18 protein-coding genes and 5 pseudogenes are annotated in these 21,174 nt (G+C 68.1%); 15 read left to right on the top strand and 8 right to left on the bottom strand.

The features are described 5' to 3' along the window. Window positions 1–96: 96 nt before the first annotated feature. Entirely contained in the window at window positions 97–1,152 is a 1,056-nt protein-coding gene (locus tag M3330_RS23055) for an LGFP repeat-containing protein (RefSeq protein ID WP_255026497.1), read from the bottom strand. Here M3330_RS23055 and M3330_RS23050 point away from each other — a divergent pair. The 4 genes from M3330_RS23050 to M3330_RS23035 all read left to right on the top strand — a co-directional run bounded on the left by M3330_RS23050 (window position 1,145) and on the right by M3330_RS23035 (window position 6,083). Continuing rightward, on the top strand, window positions 1,145–1,516 hold the full coding sequence (locus M3330_RS23050; RefSeq protein ID WP_219129087.1) for a hypothetical protein: 372 nt from the start codon (window positions 1,145–1,147) through the stop codon (window positions 1,514–1,516). The genes M3330_RS23055 and M3330_RS23050 overlap by 8 nt on opposite strands. A 111-nt stretch (window positions 1,517–1,627) precedes the next feature. Then, a complete protein-coding gene (locus M3330_RS23045; RefSeq protein WP_006898371.1) occupies window positions 1,628–1,921 on the top strand; it encodes a transposase in 294 nt (97 codons plus the stop codon). Beyond that, window positions 1,918–2,802 (top strand): IS3 family transposase, encoded by an 885-nt coding sequence (locus M3330_RS23040; protein WP_204650704.1) that lies wholly within the window; start codon window positions 1,918–1,920, stop codon window positions 2,800–2,802. Before M3330_RS23045 ends, M3330_RS23040 begins: the two co-directional genes overlap by 4 nt. Before the next feature lie 269 nt (window positions 2,803–3,071). Further along, a complete protein-coding gene (locus M3330_RS23035; RefSeq protein WP_005203168.1) occupies window positions 3,072–6,083 on the top strand; it encodes a Tn3 family transposase in 3,012 nt (1,003 codons plus the stop codon). A 35-nt stretch (window positions 6,084–6,118) separates the two neighbouring features. Here M3330_RS23035 and merB read toward each other — a convergent pair whose 3' ends face one another. After that, the gene (gene merB, locus M3330_RS23030; protein ID WP_255029056.1) at window positions 6,119–6,454 is read right to left on the bottom strand and encodes an organomercurial lyase; all 336 of its coding nucleotides are present in this window, start codon (window positions 6,452–6,454) and stop codon (window positions 6,119–6,121) included. Window positions 6,455–6,562: 108 nt separating this feature from the next. Between merB and M3330_RS23025 the strand changes: the two are divergent. After that, window positions 6,563–6,951 (top strand): annotated as a pseudogene (locus M3330_RS23025) (IS3 family transposase); the annotation flags it as partial. Between the two features lie 32 nt (window positions 6,952–6,983). On the opposite strand, the pseudogene M3330_RS24590 reads toward M3330_RS23025, so the two are convergent. From M3330_RS24590 to merA, 3 genes and pseudogenes are all read right to left on the bottom strand, one after another. Beyond that, a pseudogene (locus M3330_RS24590) lies at window positions 6,984–7,241 on the bottom strand (alkylmercury lyase); the annotation flags it as partial. A 333-nt stretch (window positions 7,242–7,574) separates the two neighbouring features. Beyond that, a pseudogene (locus tag M3330_RS24585) lies at window positions 7,575–7,712 on the bottom strand (MerR family DNA-binding transcriptional regulator); the annotation flags it as partial. A gap of 34 nt (window positions 7,713–7,746) precedes the next feature. After that, entirely contained in the window at window positions 7,747–9,183 is a 1,437-nt protein-coding gene (merA, locus tag M3330_RS23015; protein WP_005195274.1) for a mercury(II) reductase, read from the bottom strand. Window positions 9,184–9,305: 122 nt separating this feature from the next. Here merA and M3330_RS23010 point away from each other — a divergent pair, with 122 nt between their 5' ends. The 9 genes and pseudogenes from M3330_RS23010 (at window position 9,306) to M3330_RS22970 (ending at window position 14,084) form a co-directional block, all read left to right on the top strand. Then, window positions 9,306–9,692, top strand: a complete 387-nt coding sequence (locus tag M3330_RS23010) for a helix-turn-helix transcriptional regulator (protein ID WP_004018626.1) — start codon at window positions 9,306–9,308, stop codon at window positions 9,690–9,692. Then, entirely contained in the window at window positions 9,689–10,012 is a 324-nt protein-coding gene (locus tag M3330_RS23005) for a hypothetical protein (RefSeq protein ID WP_005180211.1), read from the top strand. Before M3330_RS23010 ends, M3330_RS23005 begins: the two co-directional genes overlap by 4 nt. A gap of 87 nt (window positions 10,013–10,099) precedes the next feature. Next, a complete protein-coding gene (locus tag M3330_RS23000; protein ID WP_005180213.1) occupies window positions 10,100–10,615 on the top strand; it encodes a hypothetical protein in 516 nt (171 codons plus the stop codon). Continuing rightward, a complete protein-coding gene (locus M3330_RS22995; RefSeq protein WP_235194086.1) occupies window positions 10,615–10,977 on the top strand; it encodes a hypothetical protein in 363 nt (120 codons plus the stop codon). The genes M3330_RS23000 and M3330_RS22995 overlap by 1 nt, the downstream gene beginning before the upstream one ends. Continuing rightward, entirely contained in the window at window positions 10,974–11,519 is a 546-nt protein-coding gene (locus M3330_RS22990; RefSeq protein WP_235194085.1) for a cytochrome C biosynthesis protein, read from the top strand. Before M3330_RS22995 ends, M3330_RS22990 begins: the two co-directional genes overlap by 4 nt. A 66-nt stretch (window positions 11,520–11,585) precedes the next feature. After that, window positions 11,586–11,732 (top strand): annotated as a pseudogene (locus M3330_RS22985) (FAD-dependent oxidoreductase); the annotation flags it as partial. A 100-nt stretch (window positions 11,733–11,832) separates the two neighbouring features. Further along, window positions 11,833–12,966 (top strand): NAD(P)/FAD-dependent oxidoreductase, encoded by a 1,134-nt coding sequence (locus M3330_RS22980; RefSeq protein WP_255026479.1) that lies wholly within the window; start codon window positions 11,833–11,835, stop codon window positions 12,964–12,966. A gap of 167 nt (window positions 12,967–13,133) precedes the next feature. Next, window positions 13,134–13,562, top strand: coding sequence for a hypothetical protein (locus M3330_RS22975; RefSeq protein WP_255026477.1), 429 nt, complete (start codon window positions 13,134–13,136; stop codon window positions 13,560–13,562). A gap of 51 nt (window positions 13,563–13,613) precedes the next feature. Continuing rightward, window positions 13,614–14,084, top strand: a complete 471-nt coding sequence (locus tag M3330_RS22970) for a hypothetical protein (RefSeq protein WP_255026475.1) — start codon at window positions 13,614–13,616, stop codon at window positions 14,082–14,084. Window positions 14,085–14,473: 389 nt separating this feature from the next. Here the strand turns inward: M3330_RS22970 and M3330_RS24580 are convergent. Beyond that, window positions 14,474–17,493, bottom strand: a pseudogene (locus M3330_RS24580) (Tn3 family transposase). Between the two features lie 83 nt (window positions 17,494–17,576). Further along, window positions 17,577–17,759 (bottom strand): hypothetical protein, encoded by a 183-nt coding sequence (locus tag M3330_RS22950; RefSeq protein WP_230825377.1) that lies wholly within the window; start codon window positions 17,757–17,759, stop codon window positions 17,577–17,579. A 273-nt stretch (window positions 17,760–18,032) separates the two neighbouring features. Here M3330_RS22950 and M3330_RS22945 point away from each other — a divergent pair, with 273 nt between their 5' ends. Next, entirely contained in the window at window positions 18,033–20,399 is a 2,367-nt protein-coding gene (locus M3330_RS22945; RefSeq protein WP_255026471.1) for a phosphoketolase, read from the top strand. A gap of 3 nt (window positions 20,400–20,402) precedes the next feature. Here the strand turns inward: M3330_RS22945 and M3330_RS22940 are convergent, their stop codons facing one another. Next, on the bottom strand, window positions 20,403–21,167 hold the full coding sequence (locus M3330_RS22940; protein ID WP_006552152.1) for an HAD family phosphatase: 765 nt from the start codon (window positions 21,165–21,167) through the stop codon (window positions 20,403–20,405). Window positions 21,168–21,174: the final 7 nt, after the last annotated feature.

Raw genomic sequence — 21,174 nt, 5'->3', positions numbered from 1 at the left:
TCCGTTCAAGCTCGGCGCGGAAATGTTGGTCGGCTCCATCGTGTCGCACTCTATTGTGGAGTTGTTGAGGCGTGGTATTGACGGGGCCTGGTTGAATTACTCGGAATCCGGTACCACGAAGACATTCTGCCCGCCTGCGCCTGTGACCGTTACGCCGAACGGTGTGCAACCAAATTGGAAGCCGGAGGTCAATCCGGAGTCCTGGGCCGTGCTAAGCGCAACGTCGATGCAGGAGTACGCTGACCTGACGGGTGAACGAGGCGTTTCAATGTCCCGATGTTCAAAGGCCTGAAACGTTCCTCCGATGTCGTTCGGGCTCGCATCGGATACAGGATATCCATAGACGCTCTGCTCGTAGCCTGCTGTAGACCATTCGTCGAGGACCGGACTGGTCACGGGCCATGCTCCGTGGTTGGGGTGCCAGTAAAGGACGCCGCGTTCGAAGCGGTTCATGCGGCCTTCGCTGCTGGCTCCGACCCAGATCTCGTCGGTGATGGGGTACCCGAGCAGGCCGCCGGGTCCCTCCCCACCGGTCAGTGCCCATTTGTCCCGGATCGCACCACCGATGACATTTGCTCCAGGTGAAGCGACAGGGTGCCAGTAGATGTCCGCGTTCTGGAAGTGCTGGCGGCGACCGATCCCGTCGGAATTGACGATCTCATCGGTGGTGGGATAGCCCAGGAAGCTGGCCTCCCAGCCGAACGAGCCCCATTTGGTCATGAAGCTGTTGACGACCGGGTGAGCGCCGGCGGTGGGATGTGCGTAGATTGGCCCGACAAGAAACTCCTGGCGGGATCCGATGCCGTCGGGGTTGGACAGCTCGACGTTGATCGGGTGCTTGAGGAAGCTGTTCTCCGCACCGAGGGATAGATACTTGTCGAGGATCGCCCCGCACACGATATGCGGTGACGGCCAGAAGTACTGACACGCCATCGGCGCGAACGCAGACCGGGAGGCCTGGGCCTGAGCCTCCAATGTCTCGGCCAGGTCGGCGTCGGCCTTGGTGAACGGCTCCGGGATCTCCTGCCGGTCGGACCGCATCTGTCCGGGCACGATCGTCGCGTTCGGATTCTCCGTGGGGCCCGACGCGTAGGGAACCTTGCTGATCGGTGGTACTTCTGTCGGCCCCGATTCCGGGGTCTGGGTGCTCACTTCCGTGGGAACCGCCGGGGCCTGCGCAGGCTGCGGCGCCGCAGCGGTCGCCGAGATTGTCGGCACGGGCTCGGGCGCCGGTGGAGTCGTCGCGCACGGCACGGATGGCGGCGTCGTCGCGGTCGCGGTGGACGACGGTGTGGTCGTGGGTGCCAGGCAGGGATCAGCCGAGGTCTCGACTGGCCTGTCCGTCGGTGCGAGGTCTGGGGCGGTCGAGAGTGTGGTGGTCGTGGGAGCGGCCGGGCTGGTGGTGGTCGGCTGTGCGAGCGCTGCCGACTCCCCGGCGGCAATCATCACCACAGCCGTGCCGGCGACCACACACCGGCCCAGCCATCTGTGTCGAGACATGAAGGAACCACGCTGAGTGTGCAAATCCATCTGACACCTACTGTCTTTCGAGTGGTATGGACCGTTCCCGCTCTGGTGGACACCCGGAGATGAGCGGTGAGTTCCCCCAAGATAGAGGGAGCGGATTATGGGATCTACTCGTCGGAGCTTCACTGCCGAGTACAAGGCCAACGCGGTAAGTTTGGTCATCGATGATGGCCGTGCGATCGCCGAAGTTGCACGCAGTATCGGCGTTCACGAGATGACGTTGGGGAAATGGGTGAAGAAGACTCGAGACGAGGGAAACGGTGAGTCTGACCGCCCGTTGAATGAGGACGAGCGGGCGGAACTCGAGCGCCTTCGCGAAGAAGTGAAGCACGCCCGGATGGAGGTGGAGTTCGCAAAAAAAGTAGCGACCTGGTTCGCGAAAGACCCGCGGTGAAATTCGCGGCTATCGCGGACTGGGCTGAATCCGATTCATATCCGGTCACGTTCATGTGTGCTCAACTCGGCGTATCGACTTCTGGCTACTACAAGTGGCGCGGCAAGTCGCGCTCAGCTCGAGACCTCCGAGACGACGAGTTAACAGCGCTGATCGAGTACCACTACGAGCACCTCAACGGCCGTCCCGGCGTTCGGCGCATGCGTGCGGAACTCGCCGCCGGCGGCCACCGGGTCTCGCACAAGCGGGTGTGGCGGCTCATGAAGGTCGCAGGTCTGGAAGGCCGCCACCCGAAGGCGTGGAAACGCACCACCGTCGCCGGAGACAGCCCCGTTGGGGCACCTGACCTCATCGGCCGCGACTTCACGGCGGCCGAGGCGAACACCAAATGGTGCGGCGATATTACTTACGTACGGACCTGGAACGGCTGGGCGTACCTGGCCACCGTCATCGATCTGCACTCCCGGATGGTCGTCGGATGGGCCGTGGCCGACCACATGCGAACCGAGCTGGTCACCGACGCACTGGACATGGCCATCGCTCGTCGTCGACCACCCGGAAAAGTCATATTCCACAGCGATCGCGGAACTCAATACACGTCCACCGACTTCGATAAGTACTGCACGAAAAACAATATCCGACGATCATTGGGGCGCACTGGCATTTGTTTCGACAACGCGGTCGCAGAATCATTCTTCGCGAGCTACAAGAAGGAACTCATTCACACGCGCCCGTGGCCCACTCTAAAAGCACTCAAAAAGAGCACATTCACCTGGATTGAGGAGTACTACAATAGGGCCCGACGACATTCCACACTGGGCTATTTGACACCAGCCGAGTTTGAACTAGGATTCAGAGACATATACGAACTCGCCGCTTAATTGCAGTGGCCACTTTAGCGGGAACACTCCAGTACAGGGTCAGCGGCGGCGCCATCGCTGCCTCAAAACGTAAACGCTTTCCTATGAAGCGCAAACGCATCAGGCATCACTTTGGTAACAGGGGGTCCCGGTAGTAATGGCGCAAAAAACAACGAAGTTCGCGTAGTGCCTGGTCAGCGGCGATTTCTCGGTTCGGGCTGCGGGCCGGGGTGGTTGGTGCTTGGCTTGTCTGCCGATGAGGTTGGTCGGCGTGTTGGAGGCTGGGGTTCGTGGCGACGCGGGTATTCGCGGACGAGGAGTTGCAGCGCCTGCGGGAGTTCCCGGAGATCAGTCGTGAGGAGTTGTTCCGGTACTTCACGCTGACCCCGGCGGATCTGGCGTTTGTTGCTCCGCAGGGCAGGGGCCCTGCGGTCCGTCTGGGCCTGGCGGTGGCGTTGTGCACCTTGCCGTGGCTGGGGTTCGTGCCGGACAAGGTGCCGTCGGCGCCGCCGGTGGCGGTGGCCCGGCTGGCGGATCAGCTGAATATCGATGCAGCGCAGCTTCGTTCGTATGGCAAGCGGGCGCAGACGCGGACCGAGCATGTGCGGCTGGTGGCCCAGTATCTGGGGTGGCGGCCTGCCGGGGCGATGGAGTTGAAGGAGCTGGATGAGTTTCTGCTGGCGCGGGCGATGGAGCACGATTCGCCGACGCTGTTGTTCCGGCTGGCGTGTGAGTACCTGATCTCGGCGCGGGTGATCCGGCCGGGCCCGGAAACGGTGGTCCGCCGGGTCGCGCACGCTCGCACGCGGGCGCAGCGGGAGACCTACGACCGGTTGGCGCGCGAGTTCACGCCGCAGCGGTGTAAGGAACTGGATGCGTTGCTGGTCGTCGACCCGTCGATCGAGATGTCGCGGTTGCGGTGGTTGTCGACCGGCCCGGTGGAGGCGTCGGCGACCGCGGTGAAGGCCGAGGTCGAGAAGCTGGTGTTCCTGCGCAACCTGGGCGCGGATGAGCTGGACATGTCGGTGCTGCCGGCGGAGCGGCGGCGGTTCCTGGCGACGGTGGGCCGCCGCTTGACGGGCCAAGCCCTCGAACGCCGGGATCCGCAACGCCGCTACCCGATTCTGCTCACCGTGTTGGCGCAGTCGGCCACCGATGTGCTCGACGAGGTGGTGCAGCTGTTCGATCAGGCGATCTCGGCCAGGTTGAGCAAGGCCGAACGCCGGATGCGCGACGAGCTGGCCGAGCGCGGTAAGGCCGGAGAGGATCGGCAGGGGTTGCTCGACGACCTGCTGGCGATCGTCTGTGACCTGCAGATCCCCGACGAGGAGATCGGCGGCCTGATCCGGGGCGATCGGATCGGATGGGAGCGGTTGCGGGCCGCGGTCGCGCAGGCCAAGCCTCGGCTGCCGCGCGATCACGGGCACCTGGCCGCTCTGGACAGCTCGTACTCCTACCTGCGGCAGTTCACCCCGCAGGTGCTGTCGACAGTCCGGTTCGCCGGCGGCACCGCCGCGACCGAGCTGCTGATCGGGGTGCACATGCTGCGGGAGCTGAACGCGACCGGTACCCGCAAGGTGCCCGACGACGCGCCGACCGGGTTCGTGCCGACGAAGTGGCGCGGCTACCTCGACGAGGCCCGCAAAGCCGGTAACACCACCGCCTATCGGCACTACTGGGAGCTGTGCGTGCTGCTGGGGCTGCGTGACGGGTTGCGCAGCGGGGATGTGTTCGTGCCGGGGTCGCGCCGCTACGCCGACCCGGCCGCGTACCTGCTGACCCCGCAGGCGTGGGAGCCGCAGCGTGACGAGTTCTGCCGCCTGGTCGGCAAGTCCGCTGATCCCGCTCGCGCGCTGGCGACCGCCACCGACGAGCTCGACGCCGCTATGGGCGAGTTGGAGAAGGTGCTCGCCGGCGGCGACGGGCCGGTCCGTCTCGATGAGGCCGGTGACCTGGTGATCTCACCGCTGTCGGCGGAGGATGTGCCCGCGGAGGCGACGGCGCTCAAGGCCGAGCTGACGGAGATGCTGCCGTTCGCGCCGATCGTGTCGCTGCTGATCGAGCTGGACAAACGCACCGGCTACCTGGACTGCTTCACCCACGCCGGCGGCAAACAGGCCCGCAGCCCGGAGCTGAAACGCAACCTCATCGCCGTCCTGCTGGCCTACTCCACCAACCTCGGGCTGACCCGAATGGCCGAGGCGTCGGGCCTCTCCTACGACATCCTGGCCTGGACCAGCGAATGGTATGTGCGGGAGGAGACGCTGCGGGCGGCGAACCTGACGATCATCGACTACCACCAAAGGCTGCCGCTGACCCCGGTCTTCGGCGCCGGCACCCTGTCGTCGAGTGATGGGCAACGGTTCCCGACCCGCGGCAAATCGGTCACCGCCAGAGCGTTGAGCCGCTATTTCGCGAACGAAGGACTGAGCACGTATACCCATGTCACCGATCAGCACGCCACCTACGGCACCAAGGTCATCGTCGCGACGAGACGCGAAGCTCACTACGTGCTGGACGAAATCCTCGGCAATGCAACGGATCTGCCGATCACCGAGCATGCGACCGACACGCACGGCGTCACCCTCGTGAACTTCGGGCTGTTCGACCTGCTCGGATTGCAGCTCTCGCCCCGCATCCGGGACCTGGGCCGGATCACCCTGTATCGGGCGGCGCCTCGGGCCCAGGTGGAGTCCGCGTTCCCGCACGCCGGGCCGCTGCTGACCCGCAAGCTGAATCTGGATCTCATCGCCGAGCACTACGACGACCTGCTCCGGCTGAGCGGGTCGCTGAAGTTCGGGCACGCCACCGCGTCGCTGCTGGTCGGCAAGCTCTCCGCGTCGGGCCGGCAGAACGCCCTCGCGGCGGCGCTCAAGGAATACGGGGCGCTGCGGCGCACGATCTACGCCGCCCGGTACCTGTCCGACCCGGGCTATCGGCGCAAGATCTCCCGACAGCTCAACAAGGGCGAATCCCTGCACGCGCTCCGCCGCGACCTGCTCTACGCGCACGAAGGCGCCGTGCGCGCGAGGCACCTGGAGGGACAGACCGAACAGGCATGGTGCCTCACGTTGGCGACCAACGCCGTCATCGCCTGGACCACAGAGTATTACGGGCTGGCGACCGAACAGATGCGGCGGGCCGGGCGGCGCATCGACGACGAGGTGCTGACGCACATCTCCCCGGCCCACAGCGAGAACATCAACTTCTTCGGCGCCATCGAGGTCGACATCGACGCCGAACTCGCCCAGCTCGGCCCCACCGGGTACCGGCCGCTGCGCGTGCGGGACACCCTGTTCTGACCCGCAGCGCCGGCCCGGATCGGCGGCGGCGCGATCTAGCAGCAGGCGCTGGTTCCGGTGGTCGTGGTCGGGTCGGTGATCGCGTCGGCGAGGGGGCGGGCGAGCTGGTGGTAGGCGTCGGTGACCGGCAGCACCGTCATGCCTGGGAATTTCGCCTGCCAGTGGTGGGCGGCGTCGGAGGTGGCGAGGAACATCTGCGGGTTGCAGCAGGTGGCGCGGAGGTGACCGGGCTGGATCCGGTCGGGGTCGACGAAGGCCACCATCGCGGTGGCCGGTTCCAGGTCGCTGACCCCGGTGACGGGGTCGATGGTCAGGCGCACGGTGGTGCCCGTGATCGGGCAGTCGGATTCGATGCAGGCGGGTGCGCCGATGACGGCGGGGAAGATGAGGGTGTCGGGGGCACACCAGGTGTAGAGCTGGTGGCCACCGACGGGACTGATGTCGGAGCAGGTGACATCGAACTGTGGTGCATCAGTGACCGGATGAAGTCCAGGCTCACCGTGGCCACCCTCGAATCCGCAGTGGCTCGGTGGGGTTCGGTTGCCGGGTGCGTGTTCATTCCGATCATGGGTCGCAATTTCGCAGCCGGAAATTCGTCCGCGCCCTGGGCCGCCACGGCCTGGTCGGGTCGATGGGTCGGGGCGGCCGGCGACTGTCGACAACGCCGCGATGGAAATCGTTCTTTGCGCTGCTCCAACGCAACGTCCTCGGCCGACAGCGTTGGGTCACACGCGAGCAGTCGCGCATTGCGATCGTCACCTCGCTTGAGCGAACCTACCGCCGCCGACGCCGTTAGCTCAGACTCGGCAGATTGACGCCAGTCGAGTTCGAAACAACCATGACCACACCGGCCGCACAGGCTGCGTGACCGTATCTGTCACCCCATCGTGCAGCAGTCCCGACGCTGAACCGGTGCGGGGTCGGGTTGAGGGTCAGGCCCCAGCCGACGATCCGGCCGGCCTCGTCGTATTCGACGTCGGCGCCGATCGGCGTCTGCGCGGGGTCGAGGTCGGGCACTCCCGCGGCGGCGGCGAGTTCGGTGACGGTGACCGGGGTGCCGTGGGCGAGCAGCCGCAGCGCGGCGCGCATCAGCGCCCGGTCCCGGCCGGCGGGCAGGATCTTGGCGAAAACGTCGGCAGTGAGGTTGTCGGTACTCATGGGATCGGACTCCTCGAGGGCGATCGGACAGTGACGGTGCCGACGGTAGGGTCTGTCCCCGGGGTGAGGGTCAAGCCCGTAGCTCGCATCCGCACGGGTCACCGGCCCAGCACAGGTCGTCGGTGGCCAGATGCGCACGGTGTGCGGTTTCGAAGGCGTCGATGCGGTCGAGGATCTGCTCGGCATCGGGCGCAGCCGCTGCCGCGACCGCTGCAGCAGCTCGGCGAGATGGGCGCCGACCGAACGGCCGTGGTCGTCACGGTCGGTGGAGGTGAGCTGGCAGATCTCGGCGATGGTGAGCCCGAGGCCGCGCAGCTCGCCGATGAACCGCACGCACCACTCCGCGTCGTCGGTGTAGAGGCGGTAGCCGGCCGGGCTGCGGCCCAGGGTGTAGATCAGGCCGAGGTCGGTGTACTCGCGCAGCGCCTTCACCGGCACCCCGGTGCGGGCCGAGAGGTCCCCGATCGTCATGTGTCCGTTCATCACTGCCTCCCGTCCGACGGCGTCAGCCTGCGCAGCAGGACAGTTTGGTGACGTCGGTGGTGAAAGTCTGCGCGGTCAGTTTCAGCGCTTCGGCCATGGTCAGGTACGGCGCCCAGGTGTGGGCGAGCCGGTCGACGGTCAGACCCGCGGTCATCGCATAGGTGGCGGCGGTGATCAGGTCCCCGGCGCCGTCGCTGAGGGCGTGCACGCCCATGATCCGGCCGGTGCCGGCTTCGGCGACGATCTTGACCAGGCCGCGGGTGTCCCGGTTGACCAGCGCCCGCGGCACGCTCGACAACCCCAGCACCCGGCACTGGCAGGCCAGCCCGGCCGCGGCGGCTTGCGCGTCGGTCAGTCCGACCGAGGCGATCGCGGGGCTGGTGAACGTCACGCGCGGCACCGTGGTGTAGTCCAGGACGCGATCGGCACCGGCCAGGGCGTTGTCGGCGACCAGGGTGCCCTGCGCGGCGGCCACGTACACGAACTGCGGATCCCCGGCCACGTCCCCGGCCGCCCAGATGCGCGGATTGCTGCTGCGCTGGCGGTCGTCGACCACGACCGCGCCCCGCTCGTCGACGGCGACGCCGACCGCATCCAGGCCCAGCCCGGCGGTGTTGGGGCGGCGGCCGGTGGCCATCAGCACCTGCTCGGCCCGCAGCTCGGTGCTGGCGCCGCCGCCGGTGCGCACGGTCACCACCTTGTGCCCGTCGTCGGCGAGGACCTTCTCGACGGTGGCGGCGGTGAGCACGTCGATGCGCTCGTGGGCGAAGACGGCCTCGAGCGCGGCCGAGATTTCCGGTTCCTCACCCGAGGTCAGCCGGCTACGCGCGATCACCGTGACCTTGCTGCCCAGGCGGGCGAACAGCTGGGCCTGCTCGAGCCCCACATAGCCCGCACCCACCACGATCAGCGACTCCGGCAGCTGCTGGAGGTCCATGGCGGTGGTCGAGGTCAGATACCCGGCCTCAACGAGGCCGTCGATCGGCGGAGCCCAGGGCGCGGCACCGGTGGCGATCAGATACTGGTCGGCCTCGATCACCCGTACACCGCCCTCGGCGCGCGCGACCCGCAGCACGGGTGCCTCGGCGCTGCCGTCGAACACCGCGGTGCCGGAGACGATCTCCCACCCGTAGTCGGCGGCCAGGTCGACATACTTCTCCGCCTGCAGCTGCCCGACCAGCGCGTCCTTGCCCGCGATCAGGGCGGGGAAATCCAGCGGCACCTCGGCGGGGGTGAGCCCGGGGAACCGGCCCGCCGCCTCGGCGGCGTGGCGGGCCTCGGCGGCGGCCAGCAGCGCCTTCGAGGGCACACACCCGACGTTCACGCACGTGCCCCCGACCGTCCCGCGCTCCACCATCACCACCCGTTTGCCGAGGTTGACCGCGGCGATGGCGGCGGCGAACGCCGCCGAGCCGGAACCGATGATCGCCAGATCGGCGCGGGAATCTGTCAAGGTCACGAGGGTGCCTCCTGGTCGGGCAACCGCTGAACCGACAACGGCTGCTATTCGTGTTGACGAATATCTACCGGAACCATATTATGCGTTTATCCGAATAGTTCAAGTCTCGTGGAGGCGATCCCATGGCCCGGTCCACCACCGCCACTGTCACCGTGCCCGGTGCCGAGTCGGCGTGTACGCATCTGGATACGACGGCGAAGTTTTTTCGCGCCCTGTCGGATCCGACCCGGCTCAAGCTCCTCGAATTCATCCTCGCCGGGGAGCGCACCTCCGCCGACTGCGTCGAACACGCCGGCATCTCGCAGCCCCGGGTGTCGGTACACCTGTCCTGCCTGGCCGACTGCGGGTATGTCCTCGCGCGCCGCGACGGGAAGAAACTGCGGTACTCCGTGGGTGATCCGCGGGTAGCTGACCTGGTGATGCTGGCGCGGTCGCTGGCGGCCGACAACTCCGCCGCGCTGGGCTGCTGCCCGCGCATCCCCGCCGCGGACGGTAGTGGGCGGCGATGAACACACCCGACAACAAGGCGATGAACACACCCGACAACGACTCGGGCGGGTTCGGTGGTCTGCTCGCAGTGGCCGGTGGCGTGCTGGTGATGGTCGCCTGCTGCGCCGGTCCCGCCCTGATCGCCGGCGGCGTGCTCGCCGGTCTCGGCGGTGTCTTGACCAGCCCGTGGCTGCTTGCCGCAGGCGTGCTGGTCGTGGCCGCCGCCGTCGGCTACACCCTGCGGCGCCGCGCCCGTAAGGCCACGGGGTGTTGTCCGCCCCGACCCGGATCCCCTCGGTCGGCTCCGGCCGACCGCGACCGGACGGAAACCCCGGCATGACCGTCTCGAACTCTGACACCCCGATGAGCGGTCGCGAGACCGCGCTGACACTCCCTCGCCCCCCGCACGAAAGGCCACTGTCCTCGAATGGCCACTCTGCCACGCTTTCGCCGCCCCGCCCTCGCCGCCGCCGCGCTGGCGCTGTCCGCAGCCCTGGCCCTCACCGGGTGCACCTCGACCGACACGACGGCGCAGGATCCGGTGGCGCCGGTGCAGGTCGACACCGTCACCGGCACCTCCATCAGCGTGCCCGGTGACAAGCCGACCGCGTTGTTCTTCTTCTCCGTCGGCTGCGGCGAATGCGTGGGCGGCGCGAAATCGGTGGCGCAGGCGGCCGGACAACTCGGCGACAAGGCGTCGTTCGTGCTGGTCGACATGGATCCGGGTGAATCCGCGCAGACGGTGGCCGGGTTCCAGGACTTCACCGGCACCCAGGCGCTGCCCGCCGTGATCGACACCGGCGCCACCCTCACCACACGACTCTCGGTGGCGTCGCTCTCGACGCTGGTCGTGGTCGATCCGGCGGGCAAGGTCACCTACCGCGCCACCGACCCGTCCGCCGACCAGATCACCACCGCACTGCGCGACGCGGGAGCGGCGTGATGGGCGGACTGCTGGCGCTGGCGTTCACCGCCGGGATGCTCGCCCCGGTCAACCCGTGCGGATTCGCGCTGCTGCCCGCCTGGATCACCCACACCCTCGGCGACACCACCACCGACGCGTTCCCGGTCCGCATGGCGCGCGCCCTGCGCGCCGGGACCGCGCTCACCCTCGGATTCGCGGGCACCCTCGCCGCGGCGGGCCTGGCCGTCAGCGCCGGCGCCCGCGCGCTCATCGCCGCGGCCCCCGCCTCGGCCTGGCCGTCGGCGCGGCGCTGGCGGTGCTCGGGCTGGTCATGCTCACCGGCCGTGGCCTTGGCCTGCGCCTGCCCCGCCGCGCTCAGCGCCCGCCCCGCGCATCGATGACCACCACCGGTATGGTGGCCGCCGGTGCCGGCTATGCGGCCGCGTCGCTGTCGTGCACCTTCGGGGTGCTGCTCGCCGTGATCGCCCAAGCCCAGGCCACCGCCGGATGGGCAGCGCTGCTGGTGGTGTTCGCCGTCTACGCCGCCGGGGCCGCGACGGTCTTGCTGCTGGTCAGCCTCGCCACCGCCGCGGCGGGCACCGCTGCCACCCGCTACCTCGCGGTGCTCGCCCGCCACGGCACCCGCATCACCGCCGTCGTGCTCGTCGCTACCGGCGCCTACCTCGTCTGGTATTGGTGGCCCGCCGCTATCGGCAGTACCGGTGGTGCCGCGATGGGCTCCACCGCCTGGTCCGCCGCGGTGAGCATCTGGATTCAAAACCACACCGGCACGGTCATCATTCTCGCCGTGGCGGCCGTGGCCGCCACGCTTGCCGCCACCGTCGTTGCCCGCAACACCCGGGCCCGACACCGCGACGCCACCCCCGACAACGACTGCTGCGCCCCCGCACCCGCCACAATCGAGGAGAAACACGCGCGCTGACCGCGCCGACCGGTCGACTGCCGTACCCCTTCCAGAGCGATTCGATCGAGGAAAGGCACCGAGCACATGAGCGAACGCTACGACACCCTGGTACTCGGCGGCGGCATGGCCGGCCTGCCGCTCGCGCTGCGCGCGGCCCGGCACGGCCGCGTCGCGTTCGTGGAGAAAGAACTGCTCGGCGGGACCTGCCTCAACCGCGGCTGCATCCCCACCAAGACCATGATCGCCTCCGCCGCCGTGGCGCACCAGGCGCGCCGCGCCGCCGAATTCGGGGTCCGCCTACCCGGAACCGGTCACCGTCGATTTGGCCGCCGTGGTCGACCGCAAGAACACCATCGTCGACTCCATCCGCGCGGGCTCCTACCGCACCGTCGAGAAATCAACGGACCTCGACTTCTACCACGCCACAGGACATTTCACCGCACCCCGCACACTCACCGTCGACGGCACCGACCTGACCGCCGACCGGATCTTGCTGGTCACCGGCACCCGCAGCACCATCCCCGCCATCGACGGCCTCGACACCGTCCCCTACTTCACTTCCCGCACCCTGCTGGACCTCACCGACCTGCCCTCACATCTGCTCGTCGTCGGCGGAGGCTACGTCGGCTGCGAGTTCGCCCAAATGTTCCGGCGATTCGGCTCCGAGGTCACCCTCATCCAACGCGCCGACCGGCTGCTGCCCGGCGAGGACCCCGACATCTCCGCCGCCGTCAGAGAGGGCATGACCGCCGACGGCATCACCGTGCTCACCGGCACCACCTGCACCGCGGCCACCGGCACCACCGGGAACATCCGGCTCGGCTGCACCGGCAGCGAAGCCGACGACATCACCGGCAGCCACCTGCTGATCGCGACAGGACGCACCCCCAACAGCGACAATCTCGGCCTCGAGTACCTCGGTCTCGAACCCGACCCACAGGGCTTCCTCACCGTCGACGCCTCCCTGCGCACCGACGCCGAAAATGTTTGGGCGCTCGGCGATCTGCGCGGCGGGCCCATGTTCACCCACACCGCCCGCGACGACGCCGACATCGTCTACCGCACCATATTCCGAAGCCAGGACCGCACCACGACCGGGCGCATCGTGCCTCACGCGGTGTTCACCGACCCCGAAGTCGGCGCCGTCGGGCTCACCGAACCTGCCGCCCGCGCCGCCGGCTACGACGTCGTCGTCGGGCGCCAGGACTTCACCGGCGTCGTGAAAGCCCGCGCCATCGGCAACACCCGCGGCCTGGTCAAATTCGTCGCCGACGCCGCCACCGACCGTATCCTCGGCTGCCACATCGCCGGACCCGACGGCGGGAACCTCGTTCACGAGGCCGTCACCGCCATGACCACCGGCGCCACCTACACCCAACTCGCCCAAGCCATCCACATCCACCCCACCCTCGCCGAAGCGGTCAACACCGCCGCCGGCGGCGTCCACCGCGAAATCGGCGCATAGACACCCCATGAGCATCGCCCGGTACTCGGGTGAGGCCATTTTCCGACTGCCACGGATAACACCCTGTTATCTGTAGCATCATGACATCCGGCCTGCGCCGACTCCGCTCCGGCGGTGCGCGACGCGGACCTGTTATCTGCGGCAAGCCCAGTGAGGGAGGTACCACCGTGCCGTCCGGGATCACCGTCCGCGCCGCCGGCGACAGCTTCCTCGACTCGATCGGCTCCCCGAACACCCGCCGCGCCTACGGCATCGCCGTCGACAAGACCACCGCCACGCTCGGCGAGACCCGGCGGCTGGCCGACGTCGCCGACGATGAGATCGGTGAAACCCTCGAAACCCTGTGGGGCTCCTCAGCAGTCAACACCTGGAACGCCCGCCGCGCCGCGGTCGCGTCGTGGCTGGCGTGGTGCCGCGAGCACGGCCACACCGCCCCGGCGGTCCCGGCCTGGGTGAAACGCTCCACTCCACCGGACTCCACCACCCCGGTGCACTCGCGCACCGCGATCGACCGGCTCATCGCCCGCCGCGACATCGACCTCCGGGAGAAGACGCTGTGGCGGATGCTCTACGAAACCTGCGCCCGCACCGAGTAACTGCTCCAGGTCAACATCGAGGACCTCGATCTGGCCGGGCGGTGTTGCCCGGTGAAGTCCAAGGGCGCCAAGCCCCGCACCCGCCGCCGCGGTGCCACCTACCACGAGTACGCGCACGAGCTCGTGTACTGGGACGCGGGCACCGCCCGGCTCCTGCCACGCCTCACCAAGGGCCGCACCCGCGGACCGCTGTTCGTCACCCACCGCCGACCGGGCCCCGGAAAGGCCGCCGCCGACCGGGACATCTGCCCCGACACCGGGCTGGCCCGGCTGTCCTACGGCCAGGCCCGCGCCGTGCTGGATGCCGCCACCGCGACGAATGGGCCCGGCACCGGTTGGGATCTGCACGAACTTCGGCATTCCGGCCTGACGCATCTCGGCGAGGCCGGTGCCAGCCTGGTGGAGCTGATGGCCAAGTCCCGCCACCGCAAACCCGAGAACCTACGCCGCTACTTCAAACCCTCACCGGCAGCCATGCGCGGCATCACCAGCCTCATCGGCCCCGACCGCAGCCACCGATAGCGGCCACCAACAAGAGCGTCCGTCTACCCGCTGACCAGGCACTACGCGAACTTCGTTGTTTTTTGCGCCATTACTACCGTGACCCCAACAGAAAACAAATGTTCAGTATGTTGAGGAAGTCCGATCCCGGGTCGCGTTCGGCGTGCTATGTGCCGCGCCCACGATCTCGAAACGGGGCTGTACGGCTCTGCCTGCTGGCGTGCTGCGCGACGAGCACGCCGACGGGTTCGCCCCCTGGACGTACTGGAATAGCGCCATGACGGGTTCTGGTCGAGGGCGTCCACCACCGCTGTCACCGCGCACCGACCGACACCGTCGAGCGCCGAATCCGTAAACCGCTCCTGCCCGGGAACCTGCCATCGGGCGCGGTTGTCTCTGTCAGGCGGCGCTCAGAACAGGGTGTCGGCAATCCGTAGCGGCCGGTAACCGGTGGGGCCGAGCTGAGCCAGCTCAACCTCGATGTCGACGTCGATAGAGCCGAAGAAGTTGATGTTCTCGCTGTGCGCCGGGGAGATATGGGTCAGGACCTCGTCGTCGATAGCCCGTCCGGACTTGCGCATCGACTCGACCGCCAGCCCGTAGTACTCGGTTGTCCAGGTCACCATAGCGTTGGTGACCAGCGTCAGGCACCAAGCCTGCTCGGTCTGCTGCTCGAGGTGGCGGGCACGGATCGTGCCCTCGTGGGCATACAGCAAGTCACGTTTGAGGGCGTGCAGCGACTCGCCCTTGTTGAGCTGACGGGAAATCCTGCGTCGGTACGCGGGATCGGACAGATAGCGAGCAGCGTAGATGGTGCGCCGCACCGCACCGTACTCCTTGAGGGCTGCGGCGAGCGCGTTCTGCCGGGTCGACGCGGAGAGTTTGCCGACCAGCAGCGACGCGGTGGCATGCCCGAACTTTAGCGATCCGGACAGGCGCAACAGATCGTCCCAGTGCGCGGCAATCAGCTCGAGGTTGGCCCGCCGGGTCAGCAGCGGCCCCGCGAGCGGGGACTTTGCCTCTGCCTGTGATTTCGGGCCGGTCCGGTACAGGGTGATCTTGCCCAGATCCCGGATCCGCGGGGAGAGCTGCAACCCCAGCAGGTCGAACAGGCCGAAGTTGACCAGCGTCACCCCGTGCGTGTCGGTGGCGTGTTCGGTGATCGGGATATCGGTGGCATTACCGAGAATCTCGTCGAGCACATAGTGCGCCTCGCGTTTCGTCGCGACGATGATCTTGGTCCCGTAGGTGGTGTGCTGGTCGGTCACGTGCGTGTACGTCGAGAGCCCCTCGTGCGCGAAGTACCTGCTCAATGCCCTGGACGTGATCGATTTTCCGCGGGTGGGGAACTGCTGCCCATCCGAGGACGACAGCGTGCCGGAGCCGAGAATCGGGGTCAGCGGCAACACGGCCGTGGTAGCCGATCAGCGCGAGGTTCGCCGCCCGCAGTGTCTCCTCCCGCACGTACCACTCTGCGGTCCAAGCCAGCGTGTCGTAGGAGATGCCGCAGGCATCCGCCATGCGGGTCAACCCGAGGTTGGTCGCGTGCGCCAGAAGCACCGCGATCAGATTCCGTTTCAGCTCCGGGCTGCGGGTCGCCTTGCCGCCGGCGTGGGTGAAGCAGTCCAGCAACCCGGTGCGCTGGTCCATCTCGATCAACAGCGACACGATCGGCGCGAACGGCAGCATCTCGGTCAGCTCCGCCTTGAGTGCCACCGACTCGGCTGGCACGTCCTCCGCAGGCAATGGAGAGATCACCAGATCGCCCCGCTCATCGAGGCGGACCGGGCCGTCGCCTTCGCTGAGAGTCTGTTCCAGTTCGCCCAGCGCCGTGTGCAGCTCGTCCTGCAGCTGGGCCAGCGCGGTGGTGGCGTCGGCGGGTTTGCCGACCAGTCGACAGAACTCTGCACGCTGGTCGGCCCACTTTTCGCGGGTGAGCAGGTAGGCGGTCGGATCGCAGTAGCGGCGCGAGCCCGGCACCCACACATCCCCCGACCGCAGCCCGTCGCGCAAGGCGAGCGGCACGCACAGCTCCCAGTAGTGGCGGGCGGTACGCGCTGGTGTTGCCGCTTTCGGTCGCCGTGTCCAGGTAGCCGCGCCAGCGGGCGGGTACGAACCCGTTCGGAGCATCGTCGGGGACCTTGCGGGCACCGGTGGCATTCAAGTGCCGCAGGATCGCCACCGCCCCCAGCAGCTCGGTGGCGGCGGTGCCGCCGGCGAAGGTCACTGCTGCCAGCACCTGTGGGGTGAACTGCCGCAGGTACCCGTAGGAGCCGTCCAGCGAGGCGAGGTGGCCGTGATCGCGCGGCAATGGTGGCAGCGCGGTCGACTGCGCCGGCCGCAACCGTTGCCATCCGATCTTCTCGCCGCGGATCAGTGCGCCGACCTGCTCGTCCGGCATCGCCGGGTCGGCGACGATGGCTAGGATCGCGTCTAACAGCGACTGCCGGTCCTCCCCGGACTTGGCGCGTTCGGCCAGCGCTTCGCGCATCTTGTGTCCGGCCTTGCTCTCCCGCGCCGAGATGGCCTGGTCGAACAACTGGATCACCTCGTCGAGTACCTCGGTGGCCGACTGCGCCACCAGCGTCAGCAGGATCGGGTACCGCCGTTGCGGCTCACGTCGTGTCAACGCCTGCGCGGTCAGGCGGCGACCCATCGTGGCCAGGAACCGGCGCCGCTCCGCGGGCAGTGCCGACAAGTCCAGGGTGTCCGCGCCGAGGGAGCGCAGGAACTCCAACTTCGCGATCTCGGCCTTCACCGCGGCGGGTGAGGCCTCCACCGGTCCGGTACCCAGCCACCGGAGCCGGGTCATTCCGATCATCGGATCGGTCACCAGCAGGCCATCGAGTCCGGTCCGGCGTTCGGCGGTGAATTCGTGCGCCAGCCGGGCGAATGTCTCTCCCTGCGCCACCTCTCGTGCATGGGCAATCCGCTTGACCACCGTCAGCGGACCCGGCCGGATCACCTTCGCCGAGGTCAGGTATTCACAGGCCAGCCGAAACAGCAGGGTCGGCAAATCGTGCTCCATCGCCCGCGCCAACAGGAACTCGTCGAGTTCCTTGAACTCCAACGTCGTCGGCGTCCGCCACCCGAGATACCTTGCCGCCAGTAGTAAATGATCTGTGCGGGTCTTTGCTCGCCGCCCGTAGGAGCCGATCGCATCCGGATCGACTCGAAGCTGCTCGGCCAGCCGCAGAACCGCTGACCGTGGTGCGGAGGTCACGTCATAGGGTACGAAACCCAGCCACGGCAGCGTGCACAGGGCAACAGCACGACCCAGCCGGTCGGCTGGACCGCGACCTCGACCTGGGTCGACGAACGCCGCATCGGCCGGGGTTAATGTGAAGAAGCGGAACAGCTCCTCCCGCCCGATCTCCGGGAACCTCCGCAGGGACATCAACTCTTCTTCGGTGAACACCTGGCCTGCCACCCGCATCTCCCACCTGAGTACGAAGACTCCCAGGTCAGCAGGTTACCTGGCCATATCCGCCCGATTTTTCCCGAGTACTACGGCTACCCCACGAGGACCGACCCGGGCACGACCACCTCGGCGACCCATGCGATCAGCGGCGCGACCGGCGGCTGGTCGGCCAACCCCCAGTCGAGGTGATTGCGGCCCACGGCCAGCATGTACATCTCGTCGAACCAGTAGCCGCGGCCACCGGCCACCGCCGTGACCAGGTGTGCGAACGCCACGAGCGCCCGATCACCCCCACCGCGCGGCCTGCGAACGGGATGGATCACCCGCCGTTGCGGTGCTTCGTAATCGACTGTGCGTTCCTGTGCGGTCCTGGCCCAGGGCATTCGCATTCGACTTCCGGTGTCGGATCGTTCCGGTCGGTACCGGGAGTGGGTACCTCCGCGATTGGGTACCGTTCCGAGCGAGGGTACGCGGCAGGCCGGGCCCCGCATGCGCATTCGCGGGAAAGCCCTGGCCGGCGCCGGATATCAGCGACGACGAGGAGAACGATGCAGCTCCCCACCACCGACACCGACTTCGGCACCCTCGACGCGTGGTGGCGGGCCGCGAACTATCTGTCCGTCGGCCAGATCTACCTCATGGACAATCCGCTGCTGCGCGAACCGCTGCGGCCCGAACACATCAAACCGCGGCTGCTCGGACACTGGGGCACCACACCGGGATTGAACTTCGTCTACGCGCACCTCAACCGCGCCATCACCACCCGCGACCTGGACATGATGTACGTCATGGGTCCCGGTCACGGCGGACCCGGACCGGTGGCCGCGGCGTGGCTCGAAGGCACCTACAGCGAGGTCTACCCGGATATCTCCCGCGACGAGGACGGCATGCGGCGCCTGTTCCGCCAGTTCTCGTTCCCCGGCGGCATTCCCAGCCACGTCGCCCCCGAGACCCCCGGATCGATCCACGAGGGCGGTGAACTCGGCTACTCCCTCTCGCATGCCTACGGCGCCGCCTTCGACAATCCCGATCTGATCGTCGCCGCGGTCGTCGGCGACGGCGAAGCCGAAACGGGGCCGCTGGCCGCGAGCTGGCATTCGACGAAATTCGTCGACCCGCGCCGCGACGGCGCGGTACTGCCGATCCTGCACCTCAACGGTTTCAAGATCGCCAACCCGACGGTGCTCGCGCGCATCGGCGAGGACGAACTGATCTCGCTGCTGCGTGGCTACGGGCACGAACCGATCGTCGTCGCCGGCGACCATCCCGCCGACATGCATCGGCGCTTCGCCGCCGCCCTCGACGCGGCGCTCGACCGCATCTCCGAGATCCAGCAGACCGCCCGCAGCTCGGGAAACGCGACCCGCCCGGCGTGGCCGATGATCGTGCTCCGGTCCCCGAAGGGCTGGACCGGCCCGGTGGAGGTCGACGACGCCCCGGTCGAGGGCACGTGGCGCGCCCACCAGGTGCCGATCGGTGATCCGCGCAGGAACGACGAGCACCGCCACCTCCTCGAGGAGTGGCTGCGCAGCTACCGGCCGAAGGAGTTGTTCGACGACGACGGCGTTCCCGTCGCGGCCCTGCGCGACCTCGCGCCCCGTGGCACCCGGCGGATGAGCGCCAACCCGCACGCCAACGGGGGAGCGGTTCTGCGGGATCTGATCCTGCCCGACTTCCGCGACTACGCCGTCGACGTTCCCGAACCGGCCACCGCCACCGGCGAGGCCACCCGCATCCTCGGCACCTTCCTGCGCGACGTCATGCGGCGCAACGCCACGAACTTCCGGATGTTCGCGCCCGACGAGAACAACTCCAACCGCCTCGACGCGGTCCTCGACGCCACCGACCGCACCTGGAACGCGCGCATCGAGCCGGTTGACGACCGGGTCGCCCCCGACGGCCGCGTCATGGAGATCCTGTCCGAACACACCTGCCAGGGCTGGCTCGAGGGGTATCTGCTCACCGGCCGGCACGGATTGTTCTCCAGCTACGAGGCTTTCGCGCACCTGGTCGACTCGATGGTGAACCAGCACGCCAAATGGCTGCTCACCACGAACCGGATCCGCTGGCGCCGCCCCATCCCGTCGCTGAACTACCTGCTCACCTCCCACGTGTGGCGGCAGGACCACAACGGCTTCTCGCACCAGGATCCCGGATTCATCGACCACGTCGTCAACAAGAAACCCGAGGTCGTGCGCGTATACCTGCCGCCGGACGCCAACACCCTGCTTTCGGTGGCCGATCATTGCTTGCGCACCCGCCAGTACATCAACGTGATCGTCGCCGGGAAGCAACCGGCCGTACAGTTCCTCGATATCGACGACGCGATGACCCACTGCCGCAAGGGCATCGGGATCTGGCAGTGGGCCTCGACCGACCGCGACGTCGAACCGGATGTGGTGCTCGCCTGCGCCGGCGACATCCCCACGATGGAAACCCTCGCAGCCGTCGACATCCTGCACCGCCGCTTCCCCGACCTGCGGATCCGGGTGGTCAACGTCGTCGACCTCATGCGGCTGCAGGACGACCGGGCGCACCCGCACGGGCTGCCGGGCGCGCACTTCGACGCGCTGTTCACCACCGACAAGCCGGTGGTCTTCGCCTACCACGGCTATCCGTGGCTGATCCACCGTCTCGTCTACCGGCGCACCAACCACGAGAACTTCCACGTCCACGGCTACATCGAGGAGGGCACGACCACCACACCGTTCGACATGTGCGTGCTCAACCGCATCGACCGCTACCACCTCGCGCTCGACGTCCTCGACCGCGTCGAGCGGATCCGGCCGATCGCCGGGCACGCCCGCGAGGAACTCGAGAACATCCTCGCCGAACACACCCGCTACGTGCGTACCCACGGCGAGGACATGCCGGTGATCACCGACTGGCACTGGCAGGGCGTCGGAATAGACTGAGCGTCAAACCGATCCGCGGCGGGCCAGTCGCCCGGCGGTGAAGGCGTCGACGTCGACCTCGTCGAGGGAGGTCACCACCAGATCGGCGCCCGCGTCCTCGAGGTCGGCGGCGTCGTCGAAACGGGCGACACCGAGCGCCCACATGCCGCCGGCCTTCGCCGCCCGGATCCCGCTGATCGCGTCCTCGACGACCACGCACGCCTGGGCGGGCACCTCGAGTTCGTCGGCGGCGGTGAGGAACAGTTCCGGGTCGGGTTTGCCGTGGGCGACCGGGCGGCCGGACAGATCCGCGTCGAACCGGTCGAGCAGCGCCTCGCCAGGACGGTCGTGGGCGGGGACCGCCCGCAGGAACAGCCCGGCATTCTTCGACGAGGACGCCGCGGCCACCGCGATCCCCGCCGCCTGCACGGCCGCGACGAAGCGCACCCCGTCGTCGTAGGCGCGGAACCGGCGCTCGTCGATCAACCGCAGCAACCGGGCCTGCTTGCGCTGGGCGTAGTCCACCGCGCGGCGCTCGGCGTCGGGCACCGCGAAGTATTCGAGCGCGGCGCGGGCGCCGTCCATCCGCGGCCGACCCGACAGCACCTGCCGGTACACCGCCGCGGTGAACGCGTCGTCGGTCCAGGAGGTCTCGGGTTGCAGGTCGCGCCAGTCGCCGGTCATCAACTCCGCCAGCGCTTCCCGCCACGCCGTCTCGTGCGGTGAATCGACGAGCACCCCGTCGACGTCGAAGATCACCGCACGGAACCGCGACTGCGTCTCGGGCACGATGTCC

This window comes from Rhodococcus sp. GA1 (assembly GCF_024321955.1).
Taxonomy (GTDB): domain Bacteria; phylum Actinomycetota; class Actinomycetes; order Mycobacteriales; family Mycobacteriaceae; genus Rhodococcus; species Rhodococcus pyridinivorans.
The sequence above is the reverse complement of the archived record's forward strand: the minus strand, read 5'-3'. Positions and strand labels throughout refer to the sequence as shown.

Bases quoted from the DNA above. Each gene is read 5' to 3' on its own strand.
- M3330_RS22995 (WP_235194086.1), top strand. From the start codon at position 10,615: ATGGGCGGACTGCTGGCGCTGGCGTTCACCGCCGGGATGCTCGCCCCG.
- M3330_RS22945 (WP_255026471.1), top strand. From the start codon at position 18,033: ATGCAGCTCCCCACCACCGACACCGACTTCGGCACCCTCGACGCGTGG.
- M3330_RS23045 (WP_006898371.1), top strand. From the start codon at position 1,628: ATGGGATCTACTCGTCGGAGCTTCACTGCCGAGTACAAGGCCAACGCG.
- M3330_RS22990 (WP_235194085.1), top strand. From the start codon at position 10,974: ATGACCACCACCGGTATGGTGGCCGCCGGTGCCGGCTATGCGGCCGCG.
- M3330_RS23005 (WP_005180211.1), top strand. From the start codon at position 9,689: ATGAACACACCCGACAACAAGGCGATGAACACACCCGACAACGACTCG.
- M3330_RS23000 (WP_005180213.1), top strand. From the start codon at position 10,100: ATGGCCACTCTGCCACGCTTTCGCCGCCCCGCCCTCGCCGCCGCCGCG.
- M3330_RS23010 (WP_004018626.1), top strand. From the start codon at position 9,306: ATGGCCCGGTCCACCACCGCCACTGTCACCGTGCCCGGTGCCGAGTCG.